The 18,519-nt window shown below is 67.2% G+C and carries 11 protein-coding genes; 9 read left to right on the top strand and 2 right to left on the bottom strand.

The window, feature by feature from the left end; genetic code table 11:
• Positions 1-165: 165 nt before the first annotated feature.
• The 7 genes from C8D93_RS11910 (at position 166) to C8D93_RS11940 (ending at position 13,278) form a co-directional block, all read left to right on the top strand.
• The gene (locus C8D93_RS11910) at positions 166-2,619 is read left to right on the top strand and encodes an efflux RND transporter permease subunit (RefSeq protein WP_110265423.1); all 2,454 of its coding nucleotides are present in this window, start codon (positions 166-168) and stop codon (positions 2,617-2,619) included.
• 149 nt (positions 2,620-2,768) lie between these two features.
• Positions 2,769-4,163, top strand: a complete 1,395-nt coding sequence (locus C8D93_RS11915) for a DUF1329 domain-containing protein (protein WP_110265424.1) — start codon at positions 2,769-2,771, stop codon at positions 4,161-4,163.
• Positions 4,164-4,245: 82 nt separating this feature from the next.
• Positions 4,246-5,205: a WD40/YVTN/BNR-like repeat-containing protein gene (locus C8D93_RS11920; protein WP_170124009.1), complete on the top strand. Its 960-nt coding sequence runs from the start codon at positions 4,246-4,248 to the stop codon at positions 5,203-5,205.
• Between the two features lie 118 nt (positions 5,206-5,323).
• On the top strand, positions 5,324-7,420 hold the full coding sequence (locus tag C8D93_RS11925; protein ID WP_110265426.1) for a DUF1302 family protein: 2,097 nt from the start codon (positions 5,324-5,326) through the stop codon (positions 7,418-7,420).
• Between the two features lie 114 nt (positions 7,421-7,534).
• On the top strand, positions 7,535-8,911 hold the full coding sequence (locus tag C8D93_RS11930) for a DUF1329 domain-containing protein (protein WP_110265427.1): 1,377 nt from the start codon (positions 7,535-7,537) through the stop codon (positions 8,909-8,911).
• Between the two features lie 68 nt (positions 8,912-8,979).
• Positions 8,980-11,097: a PQQ-dependent dehydrogenase, methanol/ethanol family gene (locus tag C8D93_RS11935; protein WP_110265428.1), complete on the top strand. Its 2,118-nt coding sequence runs from the start codon at positions 8,980-8,982 to the stop codon at positions 11,095-11,097.
• A gap of 132 nt (positions 11,098-11,229) precedes the next feature.
• Positions 11,230-13,278 (top strand): TonB-dependent receptor family protein, encoded by a 2,049-nt coding sequence (locus C8D93_RS11940; protein ID WP_170124010.1) that lies wholly within the window; start codon positions 11,230-11,232, stop codon positions 13,276-13,278.
• A gap of 6 nt (positions 13,279-13,284) precedes the next feature.
• Here the strand turns inward: C8D93_RS11940 and C8D93_RS11945 are convergent, their stop codons facing one another.
• Both C8D93_RS11945 and C8D93_RS11950 read right to left on the bottom strand, forming a co-directional pair.
• Entirely contained in the window at positions 13,285-14,532 is a 1,248-nt protein-coding gene (locus tag C8D93_RS11945) for an OmpP1/FadL family transporter (protein WP_170124011.1), read from the bottom strand.
• Positions 14,533-14,595: 63 nt separating this feature from the next.
• Positions 14,596-15,777: an OmpA family protein gene (locus tag C8D93_RS11950; RefSeq protein WP_146216584.1), complete on the bottom strand. Its 1,182-nt coding sequence runs from the start codon at positions 15,775-15,777 to the stop codon at positions 14,596-14,598.
• Between the two features lie 312 nt (positions 15,778-16,089).
• On the opposite strand from C8D93_RS11950, the gene C8D93_RS11955 reads away from it, so the two are divergent.
• Complete coding sequence (locus C8D93_RS11955) at positions 16,090-18,054, top strand: hydantoinase/oxoprolinase family protein (protein WP_245903896.1); 1,965 nt, start codon at positions 16,090-16,092, stop codon at positions 18,052-18,054.
• Between the two features lie 29 nt (positions 18,055-18,083).
• Complete coding sequence (locus C8D93_RS11960) at positions 18,084-18,518, top strand: acetone carboxylase subunit gamma (RefSeq protein ID WP_211307312.1); 435 nt, start codon at positions 18,084-18,086, stop codon at positions 18,516-18,518.
• The last annotated feature ends 1 nt before the right edge of the window (position 18,519 follow it).

Raw genomic sequence — 18,519 nt, forward strand, 5'->3', positions numbered from 1 at the left:
GGCCGGCAGCCAGCATGTCGATGCTGCCGAGCGAACGGTGCGTGAGAGGAGAGTGCAAATGCAGCAAGTGGGGCTGGGCGATATCCGCTCGATGCCGGTATTCGGCGACGAAAGTCCACGCAGGCGCACCGCAGGCGTCCGTCCGTCCATGGAGGCGGCGCGCCGATGAACTCGACCCGTTTCCGGATTGCCGCCTGGGTGATGGCGCACCGCGGCTGGGCCGCGCTGTTCTTTGCGCTGGTCACGCTCGGATTCGCCGCCGGCATTCCCGGCGTGACGATCAAGACGATCTTCTCCGACCTGCTGCCCAAGGACGATCCTTTCGTCCAGGTGTTCAAGGATCACCCGAACTTCGGCAATCCGCTGACCGTGACGGTGATGATCAAGCGCACCGACGGGCAGGACATCTACAACCCCGAGACGCTCGGCAAGGTCTGGCAGTTCACGCGTGACATCGACCTGACGCCGGGCATCAACCACGACTCGCTGATCTCGATCGCGACCGAGAAGGCGCGTTACGCTGAAGCGACGCCCGATGGCGTCGACATGCGGCCGCTGATGGAAGACAGTGTGCCGGACACCGACGAGGAGATCGCCGACTTCCGCCGCCGTGTCGAGCAGAGTCCGAACGTGCGCACGTTCTACGTTTCGGGTGACGAGACGGCCACGCTGGTGACGGCAGCCTTCCTCGAGAACCTGCTCGAGTACGACGTGGTTTTCGAGCAGGTGCAGCAGCTCGCCGAGCAGTATCGCGACGAGCACCACGAACTCTACGTCGTCGGCCAGCCGATCCTGACCGGCTGGGTCTACAAGCTGCAGGAGCAGACCTACACCATCTTCGGCATCACCCTGCTGGCACTCGTCGTCGCGCTGGCGCTGTACATGCGCAACGTCGCCGGCACGCTGACGCCGATCGTCTGCTCGGCGACGGCCGCCATCTGGGGCTTCGGGCTGGTCGGCTGGATCACCTCGCCGATCGAGCCGCTGCTGATGATCGTGCCGCTGCTGCTGATCGCGCGATCGTTCTCGCACTGCGTGCAGTTCACCGAGCGCTTCTACGAGATCTACGCGCAGATCAAGGACAAGCGCAAGGCGGCCGAGATCACGATGGGCGTGATGATGGCGCCGTCGATTCTCGGCGTCATCACCGACGCCCTCGGTATCGTCTTCATCGCGGTGGCGCCGATTCCGGCGATGGAACGCTTCGCGCTGTTCTGCGGTTTCTGGGCGTTCTGCATCATCCCCACCGGCGTGTTCCTGATCTCGATCCTGCTGTCCTATCTGCCGGCGCCGCGCAACATCGAGGCGATCGTCGCGGAGAAGGACGATGCCGGTTTCCACGCGCTGCAGAAGCGTGCGCTGGAGCGCATCGCCTCGCGCACCTACGGCCCTAAGGCGCGCCTGACCACGGCGGTGTTCACCATCATCGCCATCGCCGCCATCGCGCTGAGCTTCCAGATCAAGATCGGCAACCCGGTCGAGGGCTCGAACCTGCTGTGGGAGGACTCGGACTTCAATACGGCGATCCGCGCCGTCAACGATCACTTCCCGGGCGTCAACACGCTGGAGATCGTGCTCGAAGCCCGGGAGCGCGACATCAACAACCGCATCGCGCGCACGCCGGGTGTGGTCGAGGTGTCGATGGCGATCCAGGCGATGGTCGAGGCCGACGAGACCATGCCGCCACGCGCGACGCTGTCGTTCACCGACTACATGATGGAAGGCAACCGCCTGTTCTCCGGCGGCAATCCCAAGTGGCTGCCGCTGGACCCGACCGACAGCGCGGTGCGCGCCGCCGGCAACGCGGTGGTCTTCGGCACCAATCCGGTGAACTTCAGCCACATCACCGACTTCGAGTTCCAGAACTCCACGATCTCGCTCTGGTACAAGGACAACAAGCAGGAGACGGTCGACGCCGCCCTGGCCAGCGCGCGCCGCGCGGTCGAGGCCGTGGGCACCGACCATGAGGCCTTCACCGTACGGCTGGCGTCGGGCACGATCGCGCTGCAGCAGGCGATGAACGTCGTCGTCAGCCGCTATCACTGGCTGATCCTCGGCCTGCTGAACTTCGCGATCTTCGTCGTCGCGACCTACGCCTACCGCTCGGTCGTCGCCGCGGTCATCGTGCTGATCCCGGTGAACCTGTCGAACTTCCTGCTGACCGCGACCATGCACGTGATGGGCATCGGTCTGGACATCAACTCGGTGATGGTGGCGGTGCTCGGCGTCGGCGTCGGCATCGACTACGGCATCTACCTGCTGTCACGCATCTGCGAGGAGTTCACCAGCCAGGGTCACGACTGGGGCAAGGCGATCACCGCCGCGCTGACGACGACCGGTAAGGCGATCATGTTCACGGCGACGATCATGCTGATCGGCATCCTGCCGTGGTACTTCCTGTCGGATCTGAAGTTCATGGCCGACATGGGCCTGCTGCTGGTCGCGATCATGCTGATCAACATGGTGCTGGCGCTGATGGTGCTGCCGCTGCTGGTGTGGCTGATCAAGCCGAAGTTCGCGGCGCGCGAGGACCTGATGGTCGGCGAGTCGGTCGACCTGACCCAGTTCATGGACTCTGACCCGCCGTCCGCGATGCGCGCGGTGCCGGCAGCGGGATGATGGCAGCAGCGCGAATTCATCCGGGCACGCGGCAGGGACGTATGCACGTCATCTGCCGCGGCGGGCCCGACAGGAGCACGACGAGGTAGGCCGGAACGCGCCCCCCGGCTTCCAGCGGGCCGTACAGATGGCAAGAAGAGGAGAGTCAGATGCATATCAGAAAATATGACTTCAACTACGGACGTCGCCAGCTGATGAAGAACGTGGCGATGGGCGCCGGGGCGGGCGTGCTGATGCCGCTGTCAAAGCTGTTCGCCGCCGAGCAGAGCATCGCCAAGGCCTACCCCGACGAGTTGATGTCGATCGAGATGTACACCAAGGGCAAGATCAAGCCCGGCGATTTCATCACCGCGCAGAACGTCGACGTCGTCAAGGAGCTGCTCGATCCCATCGTCTATGACCAGATCAAGACGATGAATCGCAAGATCAAGATCCGCGCGACGGAAACGGATCTGACCAAGATGTTCCCGTACGAGTACTACGATGCAACGATGCGCAACCTGAAGAACGGGCTTGCGGGCAAGTTCAATGCCGATGGCAACGTGGTCATGCCGGACGGCTCGAACTGGGCTGGCGGCATGCCGTTCCCGGACCCGAAGACCGGCGACGAAGTACAGGCCAACATGGCGATGTCGTGGGGCCGCGGCGACTACAATCAGTACGCGATCAACGACACCGTGTTCAATCCGGACGGATCGAAGGGCTACAGCTACGACCTGGTCTGGGCCGAGCTGCAGGTGCAGGGCCGCTGCGACGGCAAGGTCTTCCGCGACATGAAGGACCTCGTGCGTCTGCAGACGGTGCTGTTCACCGCCACCCAGGACGTGGCCGGCAGCTCGTTCCTGTCGACCTGGTACTACGACCAGCGCAAGTTCCCGGACCTGTACGGCTACCTGCCGCAGTTCCGCCGCGTGCGTCAGTTCCCGACCAACCAGCGTTTCGAACCGCTGATCCCGGGCGTGACCTGGTTCCTGTCGGATGCCTGGGCCGCCGGCGATCCGATGCGGACCTGGGGCGAGTACAAGATTCTCGAGCGCAAGCCGATGCTCGGGGCGTTCAACTCGAACTGGGGCGGTGCGGATTCCGACAACTGGGTGCACAACGTGCACGGCGGGCCGACGGGCGAGACCTTCTTCGACGTCGAGTACGAGCTCGCACCCGAAGTGGTCGTGCTCGAATCCAAGCCGGTCGGCTATCCGCGTTCGCCGGTCGGCCGCCGCATCGCCTACTGCGACGTGCGCAACAGTCTGTTCTGCGGCTGCATCCGCTTCGATCGTCAGGACAAGCCCTGGGTCAACTTCGAGGCCGGCTTTGGCCAGTACAAGGCCGGCGACAAGGAGGTCAAGGGCCCGGACGGCAAGAACACGGCGTGGTCGTGGACCTATGTGATGTCGTTCGACTCGCAGACCCGGCGCATGAGCCGAATCGCCCACCAGAAGGAATGCACGGGCGGTTACCAGAGCATCTTCAAGCAGGGCGAGGACGAGAAGATGTACAGCCGCTTCTTCACCCAGCAGGCCCTGCAGCGTCTGGGCCAGGTGTAAGCCTCGAGCGGGGGCGCGCAAGCGCCCCCGCTACTTCGGGAAGATCAGCATGCAGGCAGGATGGATGGGCAGGATCAGCATCGTGATTGCGCTCGTTTTCGCAGGCGCAGGCTCCGCCGCGCCGACACCGGTCACAGTGTCGAGCGGTATCCCGCACGAGGCGCTGTTCGACGTCGATTTCGACGGCGCGACCGGCTACGCGGTCGGCGCGGGCGGCGAGATACTCAGATCTACGGATGGTGGCGCGAATTGGACGCGCGAAGCGACGCCGACGCGACTGTCGATGCTCGGCGTGGCTGTGCGCGGCGAGCGCGCGATCGCCGTCGGCCAGATGGGCGCGGTGCTGGTGCGCGGCGCTGACGGGAAATGGAGCGAAGTCCAGAGCGGCACCCAGGAACGCCTGTTCGGTGTCGACGTCAACGCTGACGGCGTTGCGCTCGCGGTCGGCGCCTTCGGTGCGCTGCTGCGCTCGGCCGACGGCGGCCGGACCTGGGCGCCGAGTGCGCCGCAATGGGCCGGCACCTTCAAGGACACCGCAGGACGGCTCGGGGATTTCTTCGAGCCGAGCATGTACGGCGTGCAGCTGGCCGACGATGGCCGCGCATGGGTCGTCGGCGAACTCGGACTGGCGCTGCGCAGCGACGACGGTGGCCAGAGCTGGCAGGTCGGCCATGCCGGCGAAAGCGCTGTCGACGGAGTCGATCCGACGCTGTTCGGCCTGAGCCTGCGCGCCGACGGCAGCGGCTATGCCGTCGGACAGGAGGGTTACATCCTCAAGACCGAGGACGACGGCGTCAGCTGGACCGCGGTCGAGCGTCCGACTCACGCCAATCTGCTTGGCGTCAGCATCAGTGCAGCCGGCGGCGTGCTCGTCACCGGCATGCGCGACATGCTGGTCAGCAGCGACAACGGCGCGACGTGGACGCGGGTCGAAGGTGCAGATGTCGCCACCGGCTGGTACAGCGGCGCCGCACACCCGCAGGACGGCAGCGCGCCGCTTGCGGTCGGCAATGCCGCACGGATTCTGAGAGTGGAGCAGTAAGGCTGCGCAACTAGTTTTCGCTTGGGGGTTTCGCAAGCGCACTCCGGCGCGACAAGACCGGGGCATCGAGCGAGCCGCATTCAAGGTGTGTCTCTTTGGAGAGAGAGGACTTAAGGCAATGAACGACTTTCACGTCCGGCAGCACCTGCTGAAATCCGGCGCCCTTGCAGTGGGTCTCGGACTGAGCGTTCCGGCGTCGGCCGGCTTGTTCGAGGACATGGACGTCAGCTTCGGCGGCTTTGTCCGCGCGGAGATGGCGGCGCGCACGACGGCGCTGGAGAATCCGAACAATCAGGGCGGCAACTACTTCAACGATCGGTCTGTTGGGCGCACGGCGTTCGTGCCGCCGGCGCTGCTGCCGGTCGTTGGCGGCTCAGATGGCCTGCTGCAGGTGCTGGTGCCGGGCACAGAACTCGGCGAGTGGGGCTCTGTCGTGCTTCCATTATTTGGCGACAACATCCGTCGCGGTGACGAGATCGTGTCGGTCGACAACGACTTCAACTACACGGTGCTGCGTGCCGAGGGTGAGGTCGGCATCCGCTTTTCGTCCGAGTTGCGCCTGATCGCGCGTGTGCGTGCGGTCTACGATCCGACGTTCTACGACGAATGGGACGCGCGCAGTGTCGAGCAATTCAACAACGGCATCGAAGGTGGCGAGGACTTCGACGAGCGGCTCTACACCCGGTCGCCGAACTATTTCGACTACATCGTGGCCGGCGGCAACACACCCAATCCGCTGGAGTGGACCGGCCGCGACTATCAGGTCTACTTCCCGGCGCTGGTACTCGAGTACAACACCGGCGACTTCAACTTCCGCATCGGCAACCAGCAGATCGCCTGGGGCCAGTCGATCTTCTTCCGCGTGTTCGATCTGCCGAACGGTCTCGATCTGCGACGCCATTCGATTCTCGATCGTGCGCTCGAGGAGTTCTCCGACAAGCGCGTGCCGATGCTGTCTGCCCGTCTGAGCTACCAGATGACGGACAACATCCTGCTCGACAGCTATGTCGGCAAGTTCCAGCCGACCGTGCTGGGCAACCCGAACACGCCGTACAACATCATCCCGGTGCAGTTCACGGTCCAGGACCGCTACGAGCAGGGCGGCTACGATGACGAGCTCGTCTACGGCCTGCGCCTGAAGGCGGACTACGGCCAGTGGGGCTGGCAGGCGGCGGCATCACGGCGCTACGGGCCGGAAGGCGTCTATCGCTGGACCAAGAGCGGCGTCAACAAGCAGCTCACCGGCCCGCTCGGCAGCCTGGTGAACGTGCTCTACGCGGCCAAGGTGCCGGCCGGCGATGGCGGCTTCTGCAACGGCGGTGCCTTCGACGCGACGCTGTGCCGGCGTTATGCCGATTCAGGCGAAGCGCTCGCCAATTCGCCGTTCGAGGCGTCACCCGGCGGCGTGTACTCGGCCGACGAGTGGTTCCGCTACGCAGCCGAGGTGCGGCTGGATGGAATCACCGGTCTGAATGCGAGCATCACCGACTTTGATGGCTCCCAGGACGTCTACGCAACACCGGTCGAGAATGCCCGACAGGCCGCCGCGCAGCTCAACACCTTCTTCATCGCCGCCAACGACAGCCTGCGCGGGCACATCGAGCGCGAGTACTTTCAGGAGAACGTGTTTGCCCTCGGTGTCAGCTATGTCAACGAGTCTGACAACGACTTCCTGAACCAGCTGATCTTCAACATCGAGGCGCAGTACACGCCGGAGCGCACCTTCACCAACATCACCCTCGGCCAGGAGTACATCCGTCAGGACGAGTACACGGTGTCGCTGGTGATCGACAAGTGGCACCGCTTCTTCGCCGAGTTCCCGGGCACCTACATCGTGTTCCAGGCGCTGACCAAGAATCGCAGCGATCTGGTCGGCCGCCATCTGTCCGGCTACGGCGGCAAGCCCCTGAACGAGCTCGAGCCGACGGCGACGCGTGCGACCACCGGCAAGAACGACAACGCCAACTACGTGGTATTCGGCTTCCTGCAGCCGTTCCCGAACAAGATCTGGGAAATCGAGTTCGCGACGCTGTTCGACCCGGAAGGCGGCATCTTCGCCCAGCCCGGCGTGCGCTGGAACCCGGGCAAGGGTGTGACCGTCGAAGGCTTCTACAACTACATCAATGGCGAACTCTGGGGCAATCCGAACGACAACCTGCTGTCGACGCTGGATTTCGCCGAGGAGTTCACGTTGAGGTTGACGTATCAGTTCTGAGCCGATGTCCGAGCCGTCTCTCCCCGCCGCCTTCGCTCCCCAGCAGGCGGCCTCCTCCAGCCGGCGGCGCGATGCCGCCGGCTTTCCTTTTCCGCAAGGACGCGGGGAAGGGCGATGACGCCGCTGCGCTGGTCGTCGCGTCTGAGTCGCCGGGAGCTGCTGCAGCGCGGTGCGCGCGTCGCCGGCGCCGGGCTGCTGGCGCCGCTGTGGCCGACCATCGCCGCGACCGGCGAGATCGGCCGGGCCTATCCCGACGAGCTGCTGTCGATCGAGGCGTATACGAAAGGGCGGATCAAGACCGGTGATTTCATCACCGCCGACAACGTCGAGCACGTGAAGGACCTGCTCGAGCCGGCCAAGTATCACCACGTCGCCAGGATGGGGCGCCGCCTCAAGGTGGTGCCGACGACGACCGACTGGATGAAGCTCGGTCCCTGGGAGTACCTGGAGGCCACGCTCAGGCACCAGGGACAGGCGCGCTTCGACGATCAGGGCAACGTCGTCACCGCCGACGGTCAGCCGTGGATCGGCGGACATCCGTTTCCCGGCAGCGGGGATGCGCTGGAACTGTTCGCCGGCCTGACCCTGTCCTGGGGACGGCACGATGCCAACCTGTTCGCGATACGCGAGTCCAACGTCGCCGCCGGCGGCAACGTGGACTATCGCTACGATCTCGTCTGGGCCGAGCTGTCGCCGGTGGGGCGCCTGGTACTCGAGCCCAGACCGTACTGGACCAAGCACGCCGACAAGCTGCGCTTCAACACGGTGGTCTACACCGCGCCGGAAAGCGAACGCGGCGCGAGCTATCTGAACATCTGGCCCTACGACCAGAACGAGTTTCCCGAGCTCTACGGCTACGTGCCGCACTTCCGGCGTGTGCGCCAGTTTCCGACCAACCAGCGCTTCGAGCCGCTGGTCGCCGGTTCCGCGCTCTATCTGTCCGATGCCTGGGCGGCGGGCGATCCGCTGCATACCTGGGGCAACTACAAGGTCATCGGCCGTCAGCCGCTGCTCGCCGGCGTCTCCGGCGGCTGGCATCCCGAGCATGAGAACTGGGAGCATCCGGTGCAGGGCGGGCCGAAGAACGAGAGCTTCTTCGACAGCGTCGTCGAGATGGTGCCGGAGACGATCATCTGCGAGGCCGAACCCACGGGCTTCACACGCGCGCCGGTGAGCAAGAAGCGCGTGTGGTTCGACGCGCGCAACTGGATGCCGGTGGCGATGGTGACCTACGACCGCCAGGGCCTCGAGTTCCGCTCCTTCGACGGCTGCTACAGCCTCTACGAGAAGGACGGACAGCGCTTCATGAACGGCGCGCACCCGTACTGGTCGTGGGCCTACGTGCACGCCTACGAATTCCAGACCGGACGCATTACGCGGCTCGAACAGGTGCGCGAACTGTCCGGCGGCCACAAGACCTCCGTCAACGACGAGTCGATCTACGACAAGTACCTGACGCACGTCGCCCTGCAACGGCTGGGCCGGGTGTAGCGGGGCGCGGCCGGCTTGTGTCATAAGTTTCGCTGCTGCAGAACACCAAGGCACCGAGGAGAATCCTGATGACCACCACGATGCGCAGCCTCGCCTGTGCGCTGCTGATCGGCCTGCTGGCAGCGTGCTCGCGGTCCGGCGGCGACGCCGAGTCCCCGAAGGCGGATGCCCCCGCCGCGAAGCAGGTCGCCGACATCGACGGCGACGACATCGTCGCGCTTGCCGACGGCGGCGGCGACTGGCTCAACTACGGTCGCGGCTACTCCGAGCAGCGCTACAGCCCGCTCGAGCAGATCAAGGCCGACAACGTCGGCGAACTGGGTCTGGCGTGGTCGCTGGATCTCGACAACAAGCGCGGCCTGCAGTCGACGCCGCTGTATCACGACGGCGTGCTCTACGCGACGCTGGCCTGGAGCCGTGCGATCGCCGTCGATGCGCGCAGCGGCAAGCTGCTGTGGCAGTTCGATCCGCAGGTCGAGAAGGTCAAGGGCGAACAGGCCTGCTGCGGCGTCAACAACCGTGGCGTGGCGCTGTGGAAGGGCAAGGTGTACCTGGGCACGCTCGACGGTCGTTTGATCGCGCTCGACGCCGCCACCGGCAAGCCGGTGTGGAGCGTACAGACTACCGACAACAGCAAGCCGTACACGATCACCGGCGCGCCGCGCGTCATCAAGGACAAGGTGATCATCGGCAACGGCGGTGCCGAGTTCGGCGTGCGCGGTTACTTCTCCGCCTACGACGCCGAGACCGGCAAGATGCTGTGGCGCTTCTACACCGTGCCCGGCGATCCGTCGAAGCCCTACGAGCATCCCGAGCTGGAGGCCGCCGCCAAGACCTGGAACGGCGACAAGTACTGGGAGTACGGCGGCGGCGGTACGACCTGGGATGCCATGGCCTACGACCCTGAGCTCGACCTGTTCTACATCGGCACCGGCAACGGCTCGCCGTGGAACCGCGAGATGCGCAGCCCCGGCGGCGGCGACAACCTCTATGTCTCGTCGATCCTCGCGCTCAGGCCGGATACCGGCAAGCTGGTCTGGCACTACCAGGTGACGCCCGGCGACACCTGGGACTTCACCGCGACGCAGCACCTGATCCTTGCCGAACTGCCGATGGGCGAGACGACGCGCAAGGTCATCATGCAGGCACCGAAGAACGGCTTCTTCTACGTGCTCGACCGCGAGACCGGCGAACTGCTCTCGGCCGAACCCTACGGCAAGGTCACCTGGGCGACCGGCGTCGACCTGAAGACCGGCCGACCGATCGAGGCCGAGGGCGCACGCTACGTGACCGCGCCGTCGGTGCAGTGGCCCAGCCCGCTCGGCGCGCACAACTGGCAGCCGATGTCGTACTCGCCGGATACCGGGCTGGTCTACATCCCCTACCAGGAACTCGCCGGCATCTACAGCAACGAGGGCAAGGATTTCACCTTCGGGCTGCGCGGCTTCAACACCGGTGCCGGCCTTGCCGACATCGTCGACCTGCCGGCCGAGTTCGGCTCCGGCGCCCTGCTGGCCTGGGATCCGGTCGCCCAGAAGGAAGTCTGGCGCGCGCCGCGTCCGGTCTACTGGAACGGCGGTACGCTCGCGACCGCCGGCAATCTGGTGTTCCAGGGCACCGCGACCGGCCAGTTCGAGGCCTACACCGCGGACACCGGCGAGAAGCGCTGGTCGTACGACGTGCAGTCCGGCGTGATCGCCGCGCCGATGAGTTTCGAGATGGACGGCGAACAGTACGTCGTGCTGATGGCAGGCTGGGGCGGCGCCGGTGCGCTGCTCGGCGGCGGCGTGACCCAGGCCGCGGGGCGGCAGCACACCGGCCGCATGCTGGTCTTCAAGCTCGGCGGCAAGGCAACGCTGCCGGCGCGCGCCGAGCCGGAGCCGCTGACGCCGCCCAAGGCTCCGGACGCTGACGAAGCGACGCTTGCCCTCGGTCAGAAGCACTACCAGCACTATTGCGCGGTCTGCCACGGTGCCGGTGCGGTCGGTGGCGGCGTGCTGCCGGACCTGCGGCTGCTGGAACCCGGGGTGACGGACTACTTCGTCGCCGTGGTGCGCGACGGTGCGCTGAAGCCGCTCGGCATGCCCAGGTACGGCGACGTCTTCAGCGACGAGGAGATCGCCGCGATCAAGATGTTCATCGAACAGCGGGCCGCACTGACACTGGCGCCGCCCGCCGGGAACTGACGCTGCCGGCAGGTCGCATGCCTCGCACCGCAAACAGGTGAGGCACGACCGGAGCCGATCGCTAACATGCCGAAGGCCGGACCGCATCGCGGCCCGGCCTTCGGTTTGAACACGCCCCCGGAATTCCGATCCATGCCCATACGCTGTTTCGCCACCGGCCGCCTCTCCACCGGCTGTCTCGTCGCCGGCCTGCTCGCGCCGGCGGTCCTTGCGACCGCGCAGGCCCAGCAGCCGCTCGATCCGATCGAGGTCACCAGCCCGCGCATTGACCTGCCGTGGTCACAGACACCGGCCGCAATCGGCGCCGTGTCGGCGAGCGATCTGCGCGGCGATCCGCAGCTCGCGCTCGACGAGGCGCTGGTCCGCGTGCCCGGCGTGTACGCGCAGAACCGCTACAACCTCAACCAGGGCCTGCGCTTGTCGATCCGCGGGTTCGGCAGTCGCGCGAGCTTCGGTGTGCGCGGTATCCGCGTGCTGCTCGACGACGTGCCGCTGACCATGCCGGACGGCCAGACCGATCTCGATGCGCTGGACCTCGCCCTGCTCGATCGCGTCGAAGTGCTGCGCGGCCCCACCTCGGCGCTCTACGGCAACGGCGCCGGCGGCGTCGTCGGCCTGCGCACGCGCAGTGCGCCGGAGCGCCGCTACGGGCGCGTCGACCTGGTCGTGGGCGAACTCGGCGAGCGTCGCTGGCGGGCCGAGGCCGGCGGCGTCGGCGAGAACATCAGCGGGCTGGCGTCGATCGCCCGCCGCGAACTCGACGGCCATCGCGACAACATGGCCGCGGACAGCACCCTGGCCAGTGGGCGGCTCAGTGCCGCAGTGGGCGGCGGCGTGCTCGACCTGTCGCTCAACACGCTGGAGATCGATGCACTCGACCCGGGCGCGTTGACGCGGGCGGAAGCCGACGCCGAATCGTCGGCCGCCAATCCGGCGGCACTGCGGTTCGCGGTCGGCGAGCGCATCGAGCAGCAGCGCGTCGCGGCCAACTGGTCGCGGGCGCTGGATGGCGCGACCGAGCTGCGTGTGCGCGGCTGGCTCGGCGAGCGCGACTTCGCCAACCGGCTGCCGTTCGCGGGTGGCGGCCAGACCGTGTTCGACCGTCGCTTCGGCGGCGTCGGAGCGCAGCTCGACCGCAGGTTCGCGACCGTAGGCCTGGCGCATACGCTCAGTTTCGGCGGCGACTTCGAATCGCAGCGCGATGCGCGCGAGCGCTTCGACAATGCCGAAGGCGGCGTGCGCGGCGAGCAGACGCTGGACCAGGTCGAGAAGGCGCGCGGCGTGGGCGTCTTCGTCGTCGACCAGGTGGCGCTCGGCGAGGCCTGGTTCGCGGCGCTCGGCCTGCGTTACGACGAGATCCGCCTCGACGTCGACGATGCCTTCGTCGGCGACGGCGACGACAGCGGCCGACGGCGCTTCGAGGAAACCAGCTTCAACCTCGGCCTCGGCTACCGGCTCGCCGCGGACACGCTGCTGTACGCACGCTACGGCAGCGGCTTCGAGACACCCACCAACAACGAACTCGCGAATCCGGGCGGCGGCGGCTTCAACCCAGACCTGGAGGCGGCGCAGTCGCGCAATCTCGAGGCGGGGATCAAGCTCGAACGCGCGAGCCTGCGTGCCGAACTGGCCGTCTACCGCGTGCGCAACGACGACGAGCTGGTGCGCTTCGAACTGGACGACCAGCCGGGCCGCAGCTTCTATCGCAACGCCGGCGCGACCGAGCGCGACGGTGTCGAGCTGAGTGTCGCCTGGCAGGCACTGCCGTCGCTGACGGTGTCCGGTGCGTACAGCGTCAACGACTATCGCTACGACGCCTACCGGCTCGGCGACAGCGATTTCGGCGGCAACGACCTGCCCGGCATTCCGCGCCAGCAGTTGTTCGTCGAGGCTGCGTGGACGCCGCATCCCGGCTGGCTTGCGCGCGTGCAGGCCGTCGCACTCGACCGCGTGTACGCCGAGGACGCCAACGACGAACGCGTCCCCGGATACGTCGTCGCCAATGCGCGGCTGTCCTGGGAGGGGCGCGCCGGCGAGCTCACGCTGCGGCCATGGCTCGCACTCAACAACGTCTTCGACATCGACTACACCGACAACCTGCGGGTCAACGCCTTCGGCGGCCGCTACTACGAGCCGGCCGCCGGGCGCGTCGTCATCGGCGGCCTCGGCGTCCTGTTCTGAGCGGGATCAGGGCCCGCCGAAGCGCCGGCCCAGCGAGAAGCCGCCGGAGTAGCTGCGGATGAAGACGTTGGCTTCGCCGCCGCCGAGCGCGGCGGGAATGGAGTTCTCGCCGGCGACCTCGTTGCGCCCCATGTGGGCGTAGTAGCCGCTGAACTCCCAGCCGCCGCGCAGCTCCTGCGTGAAGCCCACGGTGACGTGGCGCTTGCCGGTGACCTGTGCCAGCAGGCTGAACAGCGTGTCGGACGGCTGCACGATCACGGTGGACTCGCTGTAGCCGGCACGCAGCGTCAGGCGCTCGCGCGGTTTCCAGACAACGCCGATCTTGTAGATGGTCTGGTCGTCCCAGCCGAAACCGGGACCGTCGTCCGAGCCCAGCGGCTTGCCTTCGTCCAGGCGCGACAGCGGATTGCCGAAGGCAGCGACCTGCTCGTACTCGACGTGCTGGACGTCGACGGACACGGTCACGTCGGGGGTGAAGCGGTAGGCGAGGCCGCCTCCCCAGATCGCCGGCAGATCGAGCTGGCCCTGGTTGGGCAGCACGCCGGCGTAGTCGTCGAGCCGCTCGATCCAGGTCCGGCTGCGGTACGCGGCGCCGACGCTCAGGCCGCCGCCGAGATCGCCGACCCACCCCACGGTCACGCTGCCGCCGAAGCCGCCGTCGCGCCCCTGGTTGGTGAACTTGCCCGGGTTCTCGGACAGTGACGCGAAGGGCTGGATGCCTTCGATCTCCAGTTCGCGGTAGCCGAGGTTGAGCGAGAAACCCAGCGCGTGATCGGGATGCGGCCGGAACGCGATCACGCAGGACACGCCGGCCTGGTTCAGCCCGAGGCCGCCGCGCGGATCGCCGCCGAAGCGCGCGTAGGGATTGCGCTTGTAGTCGCTGCCCAGTCCCGCCGCGAACATCGTCGCGCCCACCGTCACCCGCCCGGTCAGCGGACGCACGTAGGCGCCCTGCGGGATCGGGAAATGACGCTGGCCGTCGGACTTGAAGGTGTCATCCGGTCCGGCGGCGTTGCCGAGCAGCCGACCGCCGGGCAGCACCGTCACCCAGTTGAGCCCGGCGTCGAGGCGATGACCGAGCAGCGCGGCCGTGGCGGGATTGGCGTTGAGCGTGGACCCGTCCTCGGCATGAGCGAAGCCGACGCCGCCGGCACCCATCGACTTGATGCCGTAGCCGTGCTCGAACGGACCGTAGGTGGCGGAAGCGCCCGTGGACGCCGACAGGCAGACGAGGGCGGCAATTCTTCTTTTCATCGGCAGTCGTGTGATGGGAGGAGGAAGCGCAGCCCGGCACGGAACCGGGCTGCGCATGGAGGGCTACTGCACGGTCAGTTCGACACGCCGGTTCTGCTCGCGACCTTCATCGGTATCGTTGTCCGCCACCGGGCTGGCCTCGCCGTAGCCGACCGCGCTCAGGCGCGCGCCGTCGATGCCCCGGTCCACCAGATAGTCGCGAACACTGGCGGCGCGACGCTCGGACAGGCGCTGGTTGTAGTCGTCGGCGCCGCGGGCATCGGTGTGGCCGCCGACCTCGACGCTGATGTCTGGCGCCGCCTGCAGCGCGGCAACGACACCATCGAGGATCGTCTGCGCGTCGGCGGTCAGCCGCTCGCTGTCGAACTCGAAGGTGACGCCCTGCAGCACGACGACGTCGCCGGTCGTGCATCCCGCCAGATCCACTTCGCCGTTCTCGCCGACCGGCGCGCAGACCGGTTCGGGCTCGGGCTCCGGGGCCGGCGTGCAGCCGGTCGCATCCACGGTGGCGCCGTACGGCGAATCGGGACACTGGTCGATGTCGTCGATCACGCCGTCGTAGTCGGCATCCGCCACCGCGACGACCTCGACCGGTTCGGGCGCCGGCGGGGGCGGCGGCGGGCTGTAGAACAGCGGGAACATGAAGCCCGCGCTGAGCACGACGTCGCCGAACTGATCGTCGCTGCCGTCGCCCAGGCCTTCCTCGCCGTGGTCGTCGAGGCGGTACCTGGCCTCGAAGCGCAGGGCCGCCGGGTTGCCGAACAGGTCGAAGGCGCCGAGATAACCCAGGCCCAGGTCGTAGACCGTGGAGTCGTAGTCGGCGAGCCCCACCGCACCGCCGGCCGTGTACGGGTGCTGGCGCACGTCGTTGTAGGCGGCGCCCGCGAGCAGGAACACGTCGCGCATCGCACCCGGCAGCGGGAACAGCAGCAGGTTGCCGCCGTAACCGGTGGCCTCGGTGCGGGCACCGACGTAGATATCGTTCTCGTCGTTGAACTTGGTGTAGTAGGCCATCGCCTCGACGGCGGCAAAGCTCAGCACGCGCGTGCCGAGCGCGAGCGTGCCGCCATACCCGACCTTGGTCCGGCGCGCGCTGTCGTCGACGGTGAACGAGATCATCGGCGCGACGTAGACCGGTCTGCCCATGTTCTCGATTCGTCGCGGCGTTGCATCGTCCGACTGTGCGCCGGCTGCGCCGGTCGCCAGCATCGCCGCCGTTGCAGCGATGAATGTCGCTCGCTTCATGTATCGCTCTCCTCGTTCGCGGATGTTCTGGGCCTGCCCATCGGCCGGCCCGGCGCGCGGGCACGACGCGATGTGCATGGCCGGGGCCCTGCACGACGCATGATCTCGCGTTCCCCGCGCACAGGAACTACCCGTCGGGGTGGTGGTGGGTGACGGGCCTTTCGCTAGTCTGAAATCGTCGTGTGGCTCAGGCCTGCACGACCCAAGAACGAGACAACCGGCTGAGTGCTTCCGAGGAGACGACATGGCCGAATTGCCAGCACGGCGGGCAATGGACCCGCTGCCTTACTTCCTTCCAACCCGAGGGCGGGCATGAATACCGCAGTGCAAAAGAACGCGGCCGGCGCGATGCCGGCGCGCGCGCCGGCGGCTGCCGGCAAGCTGATCAACATCGACAATGGCGGCACGCTGACCGATATCTGCGTGATCGACGGTGCCCAGGTCTACCGCACCAAGACCATCACCACGCCCTACGATCTTTCGAAGTGCCTGCTCGACGGCCTGAGCAAGGTGTCGGCGCAGATCTACGGCGAAGAAGACATTCAGGCGCTGCTGCTGTCGACCGAGTACATCCGCTACTCGACGACCCAGGGCACCAATGCCCTGGTCGAGCGCAAGGGTCCGCGCCTGGGTCTGATTCTCGGCGGCACGCTTGCTGCCGAGGCGATCCGCAAGGCGGAAGACGGCGGGCTGTTCGACGCGATCGTCGGCGAGCGCATTACCGTACTCGATGCCAAGCTCGAAGGCGAAGCCCTCGATACCGCGGTCACCCGCGCGGTCACCCAGCTGGCGTCGAGCGGTGCCAACCGTATCGTCGTCGCCTGCGGCGGCGCCCGCCGCAACGTGCTCGAGAACGATCTCAAGCACACCTTGCTGCGCAAGTTCCCGCAGCATCTGCTGGGCGCGGTGCCGGTCCTGTACTCGCACGAAGTCGTCGAGGACGGCGACGACGTGCGCCGCGCCTGGACCGCATTGCTCAATGCGTTCCTGCATCCGGCGATGGAGCGTTTTCTGTACAGCGCGGAGCGCAAGCTGCGCGACTACAAGACGCGTAACCCGCTGCTGATCTTCCGCAACGACGGCTATTCGGCGCGCGTTGCCAAGACCATCGCGATCAAGACCTACAGCTCCGGGCCGCGCGGCGGCGCCGAGGGTGCGCGTGCGCTGGCGGCGCACTACGGCTTCAAGCATCTGCTGTCGATGGACGTCGGCGGCACGACGACGGACATCCTCGAAGTGCAGGACGGCCAGGTGCGCGTCGACAGCCGTGGCCAGGTCGAGGGCGTGACCACCTCCTTCCCGCTGTCCGCGGTGGTTTCCGTCGGTGTCGGCGGCAGTTCGATCATCAAGGTCGGTGGCGGCAAGGCCGTGAGCGTCGGTCCGGAATCGGTCGGCGGTGCCCCCGGTCCGGCCTGTTTCGGTCTCGGCGGCACGCTGGCGACCATCACCGACGCCGTGCTGGTCCGTGGCCTGCTCGATCCGGCGACCTACTTCGGCGGGCAGCTGAAGATCGACGCCGCGCGCGCGCGGGCGGCGATCGAGGAACACGTCGCCAAGCCGCTGGGCATCGATGTCGACGCGGCGGCCGAGGCGATGATCGAGGCCTGGGTGGCGAAGATCGCAGCGGCGCTCAAGGCCCAGGCGACGATTGGCGACGACACGGTGCTCGCCGCGTTCGGCGGCGCCGGTCCGCTGCTGGCGTGCCGCGTCGCCGCGGCCGCCGGCATCCGCAGCATCATCGTGCCGGCGCTGGCGCCGGTGTTCTCGGCCTTCGGCATCGGCTTCTCCGATGTCGGCCACGAATACGAGCTGCCGCTGCCCAAGGCCGATGCAAAGAGCTTCGAGGCCGTGCGCGACCAGCTCGTGGAGCGGGCGCGCCGCGGCATGTTCGCCGAAGGCGCGGAGCTCGACGACTGCAGCCTGCAGTTCACGCTCAAGGTCGGCGGCGAGGAGGATCGCGCGCTCGGCGCCGAGCCGTCGTGGCCGGCCGACGTCTCGGCCAAGTCGCGCATCGTCCTGTCGCTGCTCGCGGTCAAGCCGATCACGCATGCACAGCTCAAGGGCGGTTTCGGCAAGACCCGCGCCGTCGCGAAGGCCGCCGGCTCGCGCACCGTTGCCGGCGCCGAGCTGCCGCTGTTCCGCGTGGCCCACCTGGCCGGTGGCGCCAGCGGCGAGGGGCCGGCGGTGATCGAGGACGACTTCTTCACCGCGCTGCTCGACGGTGGCTGGCGTTTCGAGGTGAACGAGGCGCACGACGTCCTGCTGACCCGGACCTAGTCGCGCAACCGTCTCACGGAGAACCCTCAATGAAAGTGCTGATCACCGAGTATCTGCGCATCGATCTCGACAGCGAGAAGTGGGAGTGCCGTCGCTGCTCGCACGAGATCGGTCCGGCGCGGGAGAACTACAAGCGCGGCCTGCTCGTGCACGACCGCGATCCGCGCGAGATCCACAAGCCGCTGCTCGACACCAGGCTCTACGAACGCACCTATTCGCCCGATCCGAAGTGGTGCCGGATTCTCGAGTACTACTGTCCGAACTGCGGAACGATGTTCGAGGCCGAGTACCTGCCGCCGGGCCACCCACCGCTGCACGACATCGAGCTCGACATCGACGCGCTCAAGGCGCAGTGGAAGGACCGGCAGGAGATCACCGAGTCGCCGATGGGGCCGGACCTGGCGCTGGCCAAGGTCAAGGCGGGCCGCGCGCTGCACGCGCACGCCGGGCACAAGCACGGCTAGG

The sequence above is a fragment of the Sinimarinibacterium flocculans genome (assembly GCF_003201205.1).
GTDB lineage: Bacteria > Pseudomonadota > Gammaproteobacteria > Nevskiales > Nevskiaceae > Solimonas > Solimonas flocculans.

Bases quoted from the DNA above. Each gene is read 5' to 3' on its own strand.
- C8D93_RS11945 (WP_170124011.1), bottom strand. From the start codon at position 14,532: ATGAAAAGAAGAATTGCCGCCCTCGTCTGCCTGTCGGCGTCCACGGGC.
- C8D93_RS11940 (WP_170124010.1), top strand. From the start codon at position 11,230: ATGCCCATACGCTGTTTCGCCACCGGCCGCCTCTCCACCGGCTGTCTC.
- C8D93_RS11935 (WP_110265428.1), top strand. From the start codon at position 8,980: ATGACCACCACGATGCGCAGCCTCGCCTGTGCGCTGCTGATCGGCCTG.
- C8D93_RS11955 (WP_245903896.1), top strand. From the start codon at position 16,090: ATGAATACCGCAGTGCAAAAGAACGCGGCCGGCGCGATGCCGGCGCGC.
- C8D93_RS11950 (WP_146216584.1), bottom strand. From the start codon at position 15,777: ATGAAGCGAGCGACATTCATCGCTGCAACGGCGGCGATGCTGGCGACC.
- C8D93_RS11930 (WP_110265427.1), top strand. From the start codon at position 7,535: ATGACGCCGCTGCGCTGGTCGTCGCGTCTGAGTCGCCGGGAGCTGCTG.
- C8D93_RS11925 (WP_110265426.1), top strand. From the start codon at position 5,324: ATGAACGACTTTCACGTCCGGCAGCACCTGCTGAAATCCGGCGCCCTT.
- C8D93_RS11960 (WP_211307312.1), top strand. From the start codon at position 18,084: ATGAAAGTGCTGATCACCGAGTATCTGCGCATCGATCTCGACAGCGAG.
- C8D93_RS11915 (WP_110265424.1), top strand. From the start codon at position 2,769: ATGCATATCAGAAAATATGACTTCAACTACGGACGTCGCCAGCTGATG.
- C8D93_RS11910 (WP_110265423.1), top strand. From the start codon at position 166: ATGAACTCGACCCGTTTCCGGATTGCCGCCTGGGTGATGGCGCACCGC.